Source organism: Burkholderia sp. 9775_39, assembly GCF_015712225.1.
GTDB classification, from domain to species: domain Bacteria; phylum Pseudomonadota; class Gammaproteobacteria; order Burkholderiales; family Burkholderiaceae; genus Burkholderia; species Burkholderia cenocepacia.
The window spans coordinates 121,712-135,109 of the sequence record NZ_JACCQC010000013.1; the positions used below are offsets into that span (position 1 = coordinate 121,712).

Here is a 13,398-nt window from a genome sequence, read left to right on the forward strand (position 1 = left end):
TTTACTGACGCTCTTGATACGTTTGCGATATGGACATGCGTGTGTTGCGTTACTTCGCGGTGCTGGCCGACGAACTGCATTTCGGGCGCGCCGCCGCGCGGCTCCATATCTCCCAGCCGCCGCTGAGCCAGCAGATTCGGCTGCTGGAAGAGCAGCTCGGCACTGCGCTGTTCGTGCGCTCGCAGCATCGCGTCGCACTCACGGAGGCAGGGAAAACACTGAAGGAACAGGTGCCGCTGATCGTCGCGCAGTTCGATCGCGCGATCGATCTGACGCGGTGCGCGGGGCGTGGCGAAGTCGGGCGCCTCGCGGTCGGCATCATCAGCTCGGCGATGGTCGCGCCGATCCCGCACGCGTTGCGCGTGTTCGCCGAACGCCATCCGCACGTGCACTGGTCGCTGCACGAGATGACGCCGGCCGCGCAGATCGATGCGCTGAAGGAGAAGCGGCTCGACGTGTGCTTCTTCCGGCTGTTCCAGGACGATCCGTCGATCCGCAGCGAGATCGTCGTGCGCGAGACGGCCGTGGCCGTGCTGCCGCCAGGCCATCCGCTCGCATCACGCGCTGCGATCGCGCTCGGCGAGCTGGCCGGCGAGCAGTTCGTGTCGTTCGGCCTGCGGCATTCGCAACTGGCGCGCTTCCTGCAGCAGAGTTGCGTCGATGCGCGCTTCACGCCGCGGATCGCGCACGAGGTCGTCGAGGTGCACACGCTGCTGTCGCTGGTGCGCGAAGGGCTGGGCGTCGCGCTGCTGCCGGCGTCGTCGCGGCAGATCTCGACGGGCGGCGTCGCGTTCGTGCCGCTGTTGCCGCCGGCGCTCGAGGTATCGCTGCAGGCGCGTTACCGCGCGGACGATACGTCGGCGGTGCTCGGCGCATTTCTCGATACCGTGCGCGAGGTCGCGGCGGAATTCACCGCCTGAAGCGCGCGGGTCAGCGCGCGAGCGATTGCGTGACCAGCGCGCCGATCGCGTCGATCAGCGGTTTCACGCGTGCGTGCCGCTCGCGCGGCCAGATCGCATGGAGGTTGTAGTGGGTCGGAATCGCGATCGTGCAGAGCTCGACGAGCCGGCCGTCGCGCAATGCATCGGCGCCGAGCAGCCCGCGCACCAGTCCCGCGCCGCACCCTGACGCCAGCGTCGCGACGAGCCCGGCCGCGTTGTCGAACACGGCGATCGTCTCCGGTTCGACGGGCGCCAGCCCGGCCGCTTCGAGCCACGGAATCCACGAACGCTTCGTATAGCCGAGCAGCGGCAGCTCCAGCACCTGCTCGGGCGCGAGCGGCGCGGCGAGCCCGTAGCGGGCGAGCAGTGCCGGTGCGGCCATCGCGGTCAGCCGGTCGGGGCAGACCAGTGCGCTGTCCACGCCTTCCCATTCCCCGTAGCCATAGCGCAGCGCAATATCGACACGATCGAACGCATCGCGGTCGTGGCGCGGCGCGGACAGCACCGTCAGCGTCGTGCCGCCGAGCGTGCGCATCAGTTCCGGCAGCCGTGCGGGCAGCCAACCCTGCATCAGTTCGGGATCGACGTCGAGCCGGAGCGACGGCGCGGTCGTGCGCCCCTTGACCGACGACAGCGCGCGATCGATCTGTTCGAGCCCGTCCGACAACTGGTTCGCGAACAGCGTCCCCGCGTCGGTCAGGATCACGCGGCCGCCGGCCCGCGCGAACAGCGGCTGGCCGATGAATTCCTCGAGCGAGCGGATCTGCTGGCTGATCGCGCTGTGCGTGAGCGCCAGCTGACGCGCCGCGCTCGAAAAACTGCCGACCCGCGCGGCCTGCAGGAACGCCTGCATCGACTGGATCGAAGGGTATCGCTTGAGCATCTGTTAGTCCGACTGACAGGGATTCGACGAAATGATCGCTGGCGTGGCCGCCCATCGCGTTTCGATAATGCTGCGAAACCGCGCACCGCCCCATGAATGCGAATCAGGAGACTGCACATGATCGACATCGTCGTGAACGATACACGCCATTCGCTTGAGAATGTACCGGACGACATGCCGTTGCTGTGGGTGCTGCGCGACCGGCTCAGGCTCACCGGCACGAAGTTCGGCTGCGGCAAGGGCCTGTGCGGCGCGTGCACCGTGCATCTCGAAGGGCAGGCCGTGCGGTCGTGCCTGATCCCCGCTGTCGCCGCGAACGGGCGGCACGTGACGACGATCGAAGGGCTGTCGCCGGACGGGCGCCATCCGCTGCAGCTTGCATGGGTGGCGGAGGACGTGCCGCAATGCGGCTATTGCCAGCCAGGGCAGCTGATGCAGGCCGCCGCGCTGCTGAACGGCGGGCAGCCGGTGGATGACGCGGCGATCGTGTCGGCGATGTCGGGCAACATCTGCCGCTGCGGCACCTATGCACGGATTCACCGTGCGATCAGGCGTGCGGCCGCCGGCGATCCGGCGTTGAAGGCTGCCGCCGAACCCGTGAAGGAGGCGTGACATGCGCGACGATCACGCAACGGATGCACCGAGCACCGACGACACGCCGCGTCGTCGCTTTCTCAAACAGACTTCCGCGCTGCTCGCCGCCGGCATCGCGATCGGTTTCCGGATGCCCGATGCGGCGGCCGCGGGCAAGCGTGCGAGCGGCGATCCGCATCCGTCCGCGGGCGAATTCGAACCGAACGCATGGGTGCGCGTGCTGCCCGACGACACGATCAAGCTGGTCGTGCACAAGCACGATTCGGGCACCGGCACGCGTACCGCGCTCGCGGCGGTGGTGGCGGAGGAACTCGACGTCGATCCGTTTCGCGTCGACGTGATCACGCCGGAAGATCCGTTCTTCGCCGACTACATCCATCCGCTGTGGAAGGTGTTCTCGACCGGCGGCAGCACGAGCGTCGCGATGGAATACGAGCGGTTGCGTCGCGCGGGTGCGACTGCGCGGGCGATGCTGGTGGCCGCGGCGGCGCGGCAATGGAGCGTGCCCGCCTCGACGTGCACGACGGCCGATGGCGCCGTGCTGCATGCGGCGAGCGGGCGCCGTGCGACATACGGGTCGCTTGCGCAGGCCGCCGCGCAACTGCCCGCACCGACGCAGGTCGCGCTGAAGGACCCCGCGCAGTTCCGCTACATCGGCAAGCTGCGCAGCAAGCGCGGCGCCGCGCAGAAGGCCGATGGTTCGTTTCCGTACAGCATCGACGTGTCGCTGCCCGGGATGCGGGTGGCCGTCGTCACGCGCGCGCCGGTGATCGACGGCCGCGTGCGCCGCGTCGACGCGAAGGCCGCGCTGGCGATTCCCGGCGTGCGCGAGGTATTGCAGATTCCGCCGCGCCCCGACGTGCTCGGCGGCAACCAGGCCGGCGTCGCGGTGCTCGCGGACGATTACTGGTCGGCCCACAAGGGACAGGCCGCGTTGACGATCGAATGGGAGGACAGCCTGTTCGAGACGTTCGACAGCGGCACGCTCGCCGCGCGTCAGGCGGCGTGGATCGACGATCCGACCGCGCGCGTCGTACCGACGATCGCCGACGGCGATCCCGCGCATGCGAAAGCGCCCGACGCACGCATGATCGAAGCGTCGTATTCGATGCCGCACAAGGCCGCGAATCCGCTGGAACCGATCAACCTCACCGTGTGGGCGCGCGACGGCGGCATCGAATACTGGGGCGGGCTGCAGGTGCCGTCCACCGCGATGGAAGCGGCCGACGTGATCGGCGGCATTCCCGCACATCGCGTGACGTTGCACGAGCTCGTGTCGGGCGGCAGTTTCGGCGCGCGCGAAGCGAAGTACTGGCTGTTCGAGGCGACGTGGCTCGCGGTGAAGACGGGCAAGCCCGTGAAGCTGATGAACAGCCGCGAGGACGAGATGCGCGCGTTGTTCTATCACGCGGCGAGCCACCACCGTGCGCGTGCGGTGCTCGATGCGCAGGGCAATCTCGCGTCGCTGTGGCTGCGTGGCGTGATGCCCGCGTCGCCGCAGCAGTGGGAGCCCGGTTATCTCGAGCGCACCGACCGGATGGATTTCAGCACGACCGAAGCGCTCACCAAATGGGAGTTCGCGTACCGTGCGCCGCATCGCGATATCGGCTGGATCCGCATGGAGACGGGCGTGCCGACCGGCTGGTTTCGCGCGGTGAGCTACATCCCCAACGTATTCGCCGTCGAATCGGTGATGGACGAAGCCGCGCATGCGGCGAAGCGCGACCCGGTCGAATTCCGGCTCGCGCACATGCATGACCGGCCACGTCATGCGGCCGTGCTGCGGGAGGCCGCGCGGCGTGCCGGCTGGGGGCAGCCGCTGCCGGACGGCGTCGCGCTCGGCGTGGCGACGAACCAGGCGTACGACAGCTATGTCGCGGTGGTCGCGCGGGTCGTGCGCCAGGACGGCGCGGTGAAGGTGGAGAAGCTCACATGCGTGGCCGATTGCGGGATCGCGGTGTCGCCGTCGGGCGTCGACGAGCAACTGTACGGCGGGCTGATGTGGGGGCTCGGCCATGCAACCGCCGATCGCATCGATTTCAAGCACGGCCGCGTGCAGCAGTCGAATTTCGATACGTATCGCGTGATGCGGATGCGCGACATGCCCGACACCGACATCCATGTCGTGCAGGGCGATCCGGCGAAACCGGGCGGGGTGGGGGAACTGTCGAGCCCCGCGGTGACGCCTGCGATCGCGAATGCGGTGTTCAGGCTGACGGGCACGCGGTTGCGGGAGACGCCGTTCGATTTGTCGGCGTTGACATAACACGCGAAAGACAGTCGCGGCGACGCGCGGCATGCGCGGCGGGGATCGTTTCGCACGACCAGGCGCTTCGCACGGGGCATGCCGTACCGGGGCCCGGCTAACGAATCACCGCGCGCCATGCGGCCGAGAATTGCCGCGCGGCGACGAAGCACGCGGCGTCGTCGCTGGGCGCGCCGATCAACTGCACGCCGACCGGCAGTTCACCCGACGCGAAGCACGGTGCGCTGACGACCGGCAGCCCCGCGAATGAAATCGGTTGCGTGAGCAGGCCGAGCGCCTTCGCGGGGGCGAGCGCGACGCCGTTGATATCGACGGTTGCGTCGGCGAAGTGCGGCGCCGCGCACGGCGTCGCAGCGGCCAGCAGGACGTCGTAGCACGCGAACAGCGCTTCGAGGCGCGTGCGCCACGCGGCACGGCAGGCGAGCGCCTCGCGATACACGGCGCCGGGGACGGCGAGGCCGATTCCGATGCGCGAGCGCAGGTGTTCGGATACGAGTGCCGCCGGCGCGTCGAGCAACCCGCTATGGGCGCGTGCCAGCTCCACATTCGAGATCACGAGCGCCGCTTCGCGCACGTTCGCAACTTCGTCGCTGCCGACAGACACCGATTCGCGCGCCCGCAGGCAGGCGGCCACGCGCCGGACGGCGCGTTGCGCATCCGCATCGGCATGTGTTTCGAAATCGCCAGTCAGCACGGCGACGCGTAGCGGCACGCCCGGATCGCGCACCGGCTTCGAGCGCGGCGCATGGGCTTCGCACAGCGTGTCGTACAGCACCGCGAGATCGTCGATATCGTTCGCGAACCCGCCGACGGTATCGAGCGATGCGGCATACGGCAGGCAGCCGGCCCGCGACAGCCGCCCGTCGCCGGGGCGGAATCCCCATACGCCGCACAGCGCCGCCGGCGCGCGAATCGATCCGTTCGTATCGCTGCCTAGCGCGAGCGGCACGTATCCGGCGGCAACCGCGGCGGCGGAGCCGCTCGACGAGCCGCCCGTCATGCGCGTCGGGTCGGCCGGCAGGTGCACCGCGCCATAGTGCGGATTCACGCCGGTGGCGCCGCATGCGAGTTCGTCCATGTGGGTTGCGCCGATCGGGACCGCGCCGGCCGCACGCAATCGTGCGACCGTTGCCGCGTCGGCGCTGGCGGGTGGCAACGCGGCGCGCGCGGGCGATCCCGCGACCGTCGGGTAGCCCGCCACGTCGACATTCCACTTCACGAGGAACGGCACGCCTGCCAAGGGGCCCGGATCGTCCCCGTCCCGCACGAGGCGGTCGACGCGCAGCGCGTCGCGCCGTGCCCGTTCGTCGAAAGTGCGTGCGCAGGCATTGATCGCGTCATCGCGCGCGGCGATGTCGGCGAGCACGGTTTGCACGAGCGACTCCGCGCTCACCCGCCCGCTGCGCACGCCCGCCGCCAATGCCAGCGCACTGCGCATCGAAGGCGCCGCGCTCATGAGCGCACCATGAGCCGACGCGGAATCGCCAGGATCAGCGCGGCGGCGGCGAACAGCGTGAAGGCGAGCAGCGCGACACCGAGTTCGGTGCTGCCGGTCAATCCCGTTGCATAGCCCATCAGCGTCGGCCCGACGAATCCCGCGACGGCCGCGCCGATATTGACGAGCCCGGCGCCGCCCGCGGCCGCTTCGCCCGCGAGAATCCGCGACGGCAGGCTCCAGAACATCGCGAGCGTGCTCATGATGCCGGCCACACCCGCGGTCAGGCACGCGACCGCAAGCACGGGATGCGCGCGCATTCCGAGGCTCGCGAGCAGCGCGACGCCGCCGAGCGCGACCGGCAGCGCCGTATGCCAGCGGCGCTCGCCGGTTCGCACCGAATGCTGCGCGTTCGCGACCATGGCGACCGACGCGACCAGATACGGGAAGGCGCTGACCAGCCCGATTTCGAGGTTGTTCAGCGATCCGAGCGCCTTGACCATCGTCGGCATCCAGAACACGAGCCCGTAGTTGCCGACGTTGTAGAGGAACGACGTCGCGAACAGCAGCCACAGGGTCGGCTCGCGCAGCGCAGCGCCGAGTCGGGTACGCTTGCCGGCCGCTTCCTGAGCCATTTCCGCGTGGATCATCCGTTTTTCCGTATCGGTCAGCCAGGCTGCATCGTCGATCCGTTCCGTCACGCGGGCGAGCAGATAGCCGCCAAGCACGATGGCGGGCAGGCCTTCGATCAGGAACATCCACTGCCAGCCGCGCAACCCGAAGCCGCCGTGCGTGGCGTCCATGATCCAGCCGGACAGCGGGCCGCCGACGATCACGCCGAGCGGCATCGCGAGAAACAGGAACGCCATGACCTTCGCGAGCCGGTGCGACGGAAACCACACGCTGAAGTACGCGATCACGGCTGGAAAGAAGCTTGCTTCGGTCACGCCGAGCAGGAAGCGCAACGCATAGAAGCTCGCGGTGTCGCGGGTCGCGAGCGTGGCGACCGACACGACGCCCCACGTCAGCATCGATCCGGCGAGACAGCGCTTCACGCCGATCCGCCGCACGAGCCAGCCGGCCGGCACCTGCAGCAGCAGGTAGCCGACGAAGAACAGGCCCGCGCCGACGCCGTAGGCCGCGTCGGTGAGATGCAGGTCGGTCACCATCTGCAGCTTCGCGAAGCCGACGTTGACACGGTCGAGATAGCCGAAGAAATAGCAGACCAGGATCAGCGGAATGATGCGTCGGCTCAGGCGCGCATAAAGTGCGTCGAGCCCGGGCGTGGCGGATTCGGCGTGCGGCCTCGAACCGCGGTGCATGCCGCGCGGCGTGGCGGCGCCGTTGGGATTCGTCATGGTGACTCCGTTCAGGTTGACTCGGGGCCCGCTGTCGCGATCGCGCGAGTGCGCGTCGCCGCCAGGCGATCCTGGACGTCGCGGCGCAGCGCCCGGCCGGGACGCGCGCCGGTATGGCGGCCATGTTCGAGCACGGCCCGTCCGTTGACGAAGACGTGTTCGATGCCTTCGGGGCGTAGCGTCGGGCTCGCGAACGTCGCGCGATCGATCACGCGTGCCGGATCGAACACGACGAGATCGGCGTAGTGACCGACCGCGAGCCGTCCACGCCGTGCGATGCCGAACTGCTGGGCTGTGAGGCCCGTCATCTTGCGCACGGCGGTTTCCAGCGGGAACAGGCCGCGCTCGCGGGAGAATTCGCCGAGCACTCGCGGGAACGTGCCCCACAACCGCGGATGGGGGCGCTTGTCGTTGGGCAGTCCATCCGAGCCGACCATCGTCAGCTCGTGCCGAATGATGCGCTCGACATCCGCCTCGTCCATGACGAAGTAAATCGCGCCGGCCGGGCGTAGCGCGTCGATTGTGGCGTCCACCGAATTGCCGAACAGCGGCAGCAGTTCGTGGAAATCGCGGCCCGCGAGTTCGGGATGCGGCTTCGACCAGCCGAGAATCACGCGGGACGACTGACGGACGCGATCCGCGCGCAGCATCGTCGACGTGGCCGGATACGGATGACAGTCGAGACACAGCGGTTGCAGCTTGCGCCGCGCGTCGATATGCGCGAGCGTTTCGACCGAGCGGCCGTGGTTGGCCTTGCCGGCCACCTTGTGATGCGACAGCACGACGCGCACGTCGAGCGCGCGGCCGATCGAGAACGCTTCGTCGAGCGATGCGATGATCGCATCGGTTTCGTCGCGCAGGTGCGTCGCGAATACGCCGCCCGTTTCGCGCAGCGGCGCGCACACGTCGATCAGTTCTTCCGTCGGCGCGGCTGCCGCGGGCGGATAGAAGGTGCCCGACGAGACGCCGAACGCACCGGCCGCCATCGCTTCGCGTACGTCGGCCGCCATCGCCGCGATTTCGGCTGCGCTGGCCGCGCGGTCGAGATCGGCCATGTGCCGCACGCGCAGCGTCGAGTGGCCGATCAGGGCCGCCGTATTGACGGCGGCGGGCGTCGCGTCGAGCGCGTCGAGATAGGCGCGAAAGGACGGGAAGCGGAACGTCTGCCACGCGCCCAGCAGGTCGAGCGGCTGCGGCACCTCGCGGTTGGCGAGCAGCGGGGCGAGACTGATTCCGCAATTGCCGGCGATCACCGTGGTGACACCCTGCGCAACCTTCGGCTCGACGTCGGGATCGGTCAGCACGAATGCGTCATCGTGCGTGTGACTGTCGATGAAACCCGGCGCGACGACGAGGCCGCCCGCATCGAGCGTGTGCGAGGCCGTCGCGCCGCCCAGATCGCCGATCGCGGCGATGCGCTCGCCCGTTACGCCGAGATCGGCCTCGAAGCGTGCGGCCCCGGTGCCGTCGATCAGCTCGCCGCGACGCAGGATCACGTCGAAATGCATGGTGGTTCCTCCAGAATCCGCGCGGAGCCGGGCCGCGCCGGTTTCCGTCGTTCATGTTCGCCACCATCGTCTCCAGCCATTTTTCGCGAGTCCAATGCCGTTCGGCTCGCGATTCATGCGAAACCGGCATCAATGCGGGCGCTGTCGCGCCGCCGTGTGGCCCGCGGCGTTATGCGAACGACGCCTGCACCAGCGCAAGCAGGTCGCTCGCGAAGCTGGACATCGAGATGGCGCGATGCCGCACGATGCCGACCCGGCGCTCGATCGTCGGGCTCGCGATCGGCACCGTGCGTACCGCGGGCGAACCGTAAGCACGCAGCGCACTCTCCGGCAGGATCGCGCAACCGACCCCGGCCGCTACCAGTGCGGCAACGCACGAGATGTGCTCGACCTCATAGAACCAGCGGGTTCGTACCGCTTCCTGGCCCATCAGCATTTCGAGCAGCAGGCGATTGCCGCTGTCGCGACCGCCGATGATCAGCTTGGCGTGCCGCAGTTCACCGAGCGTGACGGCGTCGGCGTGCGCCAGCGGATCGGCGTCGTGGGCCGCGAGCACGTAGCGGTCGGTGAAGAGCGGCTCGAACACGAGATCGTCGTCGTCGCCGGGATGCAGGCTCACGCCGAATTCGGCGATGCCCGCGCGCACTTGCGACAGCACGAAGTCGTGATTGCCGTCGAGGATCTGCACGGCGACGTGCGGATACTTGGCGGCGTAGCGACGCAGCACGTCGGGCAGCGCCTGAGCGACGACCGTCGGGATCGACGCGAGCCGTACCTTGCCGTATCGCTTTTGCGCGATGTCCTGGATCGACGACAGCATCATCCCGAGCTGCGCGATCTGCTCGCGCGCCATCGGCAGGAACTGGCGGCCGACACCCGTCAGCGTCACGCTGCGGGTGGTGCGCTGGAACAACTCGACACCGAGCGTCTGTTCGAGTTTCTGGATGCGGCGCGACAGTCCCGGCTGGGTCAGGTTCAGCTTTTCCGCCGCGCGATGGAACGTGCCGAGTTCCGCAACGGCGACGAAGGCTTCGAGTTCCGAGTTTTCGACTTTCATGGCGTTCCAGTAGTTGACCGACTCCGGCATGCCGACGTATCGCGGCAGGCCTCGCGGATATTCTCGTCGGTCTCGCTTGATGATCGTCGCAAGCGTACATGCATTGCCGGCCGGGTCGGCGACGGGTGGCCCGCGTACTGACGCACGAGCCGTCGCAGCGTTGACGAACGTCTGACGTTTGCCGCGCACCGGCATCCAATCCGCTGATCAATCCGTCGACGTCGATGATGAATCGACGTCGGCCCGCGCGTTCGGCCGCCTCCCCGGGCGGTGGCATCGAATCCGCATACTTTCCGACGTTTTCTCGGGTGTTTCCCACTGCTTGGTCATCCGAATTTTTACCTAAGATGAAGAAATCGTGCGCGTCATTCGGTGCTTGCATGCGCATGGAGGGAGGCAGGAGGCAGCGCCGGAGCGATGCCAGCGGATGTTGCCATCATGGAAGCGAAAGTGTGCGCGGCGGCTGCCTGTCTTGCGACGGCGGCGACGCCAACGGGCGCGGCGGAGATCGCCGCACGGACCACGAGCCGGCCCGGCCGGATCACTTCGCTGCGCCACGCGTTGCTCGCAATCGTTTGCGTTCTGGGGGCCGCGCCGGCCGTACTCGCCGGGGCGCCGACCGATGCCGATGGCCCGCCCGACAACGCGCACATCGTTCCCGCCGCGAACCCCGTCGATTCGGGCATGTCGTCACACGACACGGCCGTGCGTCAGGTCGTGCTCGGCATCATCAGCTTCACGCGCTGGCCGACGACGCCCGTTCGTCTGCATCTGTGCGTCACCGGGCGGCCCGACTACGCGCGTGGCCTGACCGACACGCTGCAGGCCGGCTCGACGTTGCTCGACGTGCAACGCGTCCGCTTCGACGATCCGTCGCTCGGCATCGCGTGCGACGTCGTCTATCTCGGCACGTTGAGCAACGACGAGCGCGCGCGGGTGAGAGCCGCATTGGCCGGCCATCCGGTGCTGACGATCGCGGAACACGATCCGTCCTGCACCGCGGGCGGCATGTTCTGTCTCAACGTCGACGGCGACCGCGTGTCGTTCGACATCAATCTCGATGCCGTCGCGCGCAGCGGCGTGCGCGTGCATCCGAATGTTCTCAATCTCGCACGACGGCCGGTGACGCCATGACACGCTCCGCGCTCCCCGTTCCCGCTTCGCGCCTGCCGCGCCCGACGCTGCAAAGCGTGTTGCGTCGTGCGCACCTGCGCCTCGCGTTCGTCGCCGTGACGATGGCCGCCGTGTCGTTGATCGTCGTCGCCGTGATCGCGCTGCGCGCGTATGCCGGCAACAACCTGAACCTGCTGGCGCGCTCGCTCGGTTACACGGTCGAGGCGGCCCTCGTGTTCGGCGACCGCGTCGCGGCGAACGAGGCGATCGGCATGATCGCCGGCGACGAGGACGTCGCGCAGGTGGTCGTCACCGACAGCAACGGGCAACTGTTCGCCACGTGGCAGTTACCGGCCCGAAACGGGGTCGCGCGGCTCGAGCGCGCCGTCGCCGATGTGGCGCTGCCGGGGCCGGTGACCGTCCCGGTGATGCATGACGGCATCATCGTCGGCCACGTCGTCGTGCGTGGCCGCGGGCATCAGTTCTTCGGATTCCTGCTCGGGGGCGTCGGCGGCATTCTCGGCTGCCTGGCCGTCAGCGTATTCGGTGCGTATGTCAGCTCGAAGCGTCTGCTGCGCAACATCGTGTCGCCGCTGCGCGCGCTGGCGGGCGTCGCGCATGCGGTGCGACGCGAGCGTGCGTTCGCGCGGCGTGTCGAGCCGGCGGCGATCGCCGAACTGAACCAGCTCGGCGACGACTTCAACGCGCTGCTCGACGAATTCGAAGACTGGCAGAACACGCTGCGCGACGAGAACGCATCGCTCGAACACAAGGCCACGCATGATGCGCTCACGGGGTTGCCCAACCGCGTGCAGTTCGAATCGCGCCTCGCGCTTGCGCTTTGCGACGCCACGTTGACCGGGCAGCGGGTCGCCGTGCTGTATCTCGACTGCGACCGCTTCAAGGAGATCAACGATTGTCTCGGCCACGACGCCGGGGATGCGGTGCTGATCGGCATCGCGTCGCGGTTGCGCACGCGGGTGCGCGAGACCGATGTCGTCGCGCGCCTGGGCGGCGACGAATTTGCGGTGATGCTGGCGGCGGTGCCTGAAGCGGGCAGCGTGTGCCGGATCGCCGACGAGATTTTGTCCGGCATGGCGCCGTCGATCGAGTTGTCCGACGGCCGCGTGGTGGCCACCATGATGAGTGCCGGCGTTGCGCTGTATCCCGATCACGCGTCGGACGCGAGCGGCTTGCTGCGCGCGGCGGATATCGCGATGTACCGCGCCAAGCGCGCGCGGCCGGGATCGTGGCAACTGGCGGAGAGCGTTGCAGGGCCGGTGTGAGGTCGATCGACTCGCGCTGCGGGCGAGGCCGCGGCGGCGGTTAAAAGAAGCGCTTGCCGGGCGGGCGCAATGGAAGGGGATGCGAAATGAACCACTCGTTTCCTGTGAGCATGGGGCGGATGTGCGTCGGGAGCGCACTGCTGCTGTGCATGCTGCTGGGGGGCTGCAAGACGCCGCCGCTTCATCGCGGGCTGACGCAGACGCAGGTCACGGCGCTGAAGTCGGCCGGATTCCAGGAGACCGGACAGGGATTCGAGTTCGGATCGACCGGGCCGATTCTGTTCGATTTCGACCGGTACAACCTCAAGCCGGACGTGCGGCGGATCGTCGAAAGGATCGGGCGGACGTTGCGGTCGGCGGGGATCAACGGGGTGCGGGTGTATGGGTACTCGGATGACGAGGGGACGGCGGCTTACGATCTCGAGTTGTCGAGACGGCGGGCTGAAGTCGTTGCCGTCGAACTGGTCGACGTCGGGCTGGATGCGAAGCGGATCGCGGTCGTGGGGCGAGGGAAGAGCGATCCGGTGGGGGACAACAAGACGCCGGTGGGGAGGGCGCAGAATCGGCGGGCCGCGATCGTGGTTTCGCCGCGGTGAGGAAAGTGCGCCGTGATGGCGATTGCGCGCCTGCCGACCAGCAGGTTGCCTAGTATGTTTGTTCAAACACCGACCCGGGAATGCCTTGGTGCGGTCGGTCTGGACGGTTTCTTACCATTGTCACGCAGACACCCGAGCATCCTTGATCGTCACGGTGTTCCGGACGGTCCAGGTTATCGACACGCGCGCTGATACGGTTTTCATTGCAGACCGTCGTACTGCGCAGCCGTCGGCGCTAGCCTTCAGTCAGCTTCACTGCTGGCTCAGTTCTTTCGGTTTTAGGGTCGGAAAGCAAACGTTTGCGCGAGACTTTCGCGCAGTCGGGTTTTACCCTACATTATCGGGGCTTCGGGCCGGCGAG

Annotated in this window: 11 protein-coding genes; 6 read left to right on the plus strand and 5 right to left on the minus strand. The window is 68.2% G+C overall.

The annotated features are described in order from the left end of the window. Window positions 1-29 precede the first annotated feature (29 nt). Window positions 30-920 carry a LysR substrate-binding domain-containing protein gene (locus H0X90_RS19135; RefSeq protein ID WP_006484720.1) on the plus strand — a complete coding sequence of 297 codons (891 nt, stop codon included), beginning with the start codon at window positions 30-32 and terminating at the stop codon, window positions 918-920. Window positions 921-930: 10 nt separating this feature from the next. Here the strand turns inward: H0X90_RS19135 and H0X90_RS19140 are convergent, their stop codons facing one another. Next, window positions 931-1,824 carry a LysR substrate-binding domain-containing protein gene (locus H0X90_RS19140; RefSeq protein WP_077189091.1) on the minus strand — a complete coding sequence of 298 codons (894 nt, stop codon included), beginning with the start codon at window positions 1,822-1,824 and terminating at the stop codon, window positions 931-933. Between the two features lie 117 nt (window positions 1,825-1,941). Between H0X90_RS19140 and H0X90_RS19145 the strand changes: the two genes are divergently transcribed. After that, the gene (locus H0X90_RS19145; protein WP_006484745.1) at window positions 1,942-2,436 is read left to right on the plus strand and encodes a (2Fe-2S)-binding protein; all 495 of its coding nucleotides are present in this window, start codon (window positions 1,942-1,944) and stop codon (window positions 2,434-2,436) included. A 1-nt stretch (window position 2,437) separates the two neighbouring features. Further along, window positions 2,438-4,684: a xanthine dehydrogenase family protein molybdopterin-binding subunit gene (locus H0X90_RS19150; RefSeq protein WP_058903429.1), complete on the plus strand. Its 2,247-nt coding sequence runs from the start codon at window positions 2,438-2,440 to the stop codon at window positions 4,682-4,684. Between the two features lie 97 nt (window positions 4,685-4,781). On the opposite strand, the gene H0X90_RS19155 is transcribed toward H0X90_RS19150, so the two are convergent. From H0X90_RS19155 to H0X90_RS19170, 4 genes are all read right to left on the minus strand, one after another. Further along, window positions 4,782-6,122: an amidase family protein gene (locus H0X90_RS19155; protein ID WP_077189122.1), complete on the minus strand. Its 1,341-nt coding sequence runs from the start codon at window positions 6,120-6,122 to the stop codon at window positions 4,782-4,784. A gap of 14 nt (window positions 6,123-6,136) precedes the next feature. After that, window positions 6,137-7,477, minus strand: coding sequence for an MFS transporter (locus tag H0X90_RS19160; protein WP_077189090.1), 1,341 nt, complete (start codon window positions 7,475-7,477; stop codon window positions 6,137-6,139). Between the two features lie 11 nt (window positions 7,478-7,488). Continuing rightward, window positions 7,489-8,985 carry an amidohydrolase family protein gene (locus tag H0X90_RS19165; protein ID WP_077189089.1) on the minus strand — a complete coding sequence of 499 codons (1,497 nt, stop codon included), beginning with the start codon at window positions 8,983-8,985 and terminating at the stop codon, window positions 7,489-7,491. 169 nt (window positions 8,986-9,154) lie between these two features. After that, window positions 9,155-10,042, minus strand: a complete 888-nt coding sequence (locus tag H0X90_RS19170; RefSeq protein WP_012493516.1) for a LysR family transcriptional regulator — start codon at window positions 10,040-10,042, stop codon at window positions 9,155-9,157. Between the two features lie 438 nt (window positions 10,043-10,480). Here H0X90_RS19170 and H0X90_RS19175 point away from each other — a divergent pair, with 438 nt between their 5' ends. From H0X90_RS19175 to H0X90_RS19185, 3 genes are all read left to right on the plus strand, one after another. Beyond that, entirely contained in the window at window positions 10,481-11,176 is a 696-nt protein-coding gene (locus H0X90_RS19175) for a YfiR family protein (RefSeq protein WP_058903426.1), read from the plus strand. Further along, a complete protein-coding gene (locus H0X90_RS19180) occupies window positions 11,173-12,441 on the plus strand; it encodes a diguanylate cyclase (RefSeq protein ID WP_006484728.1) in 1,269 nt (422 codons plus the stop codon). The genes H0X90_RS19175 and H0X90_RS19180 overlap by 4 nt, the downstream gene beginning before the upstream one ends. A gap of 86 nt (window positions 12,442-12,527) precedes the next feature. Next, the gene (locus H0X90_RS19185; protein WP_006498791.1) at window positions 12,528-13,037 is read left to right on the plus strand and encodes an OmpA family protein; all 510 of its coding nucleotides are present in this window, start codon (window positions 12,528-12,530) and stop codon (window positions 13,035-13,037) included. Window positions 13,038-13,398: the final 361 nt, after the last annotated feature.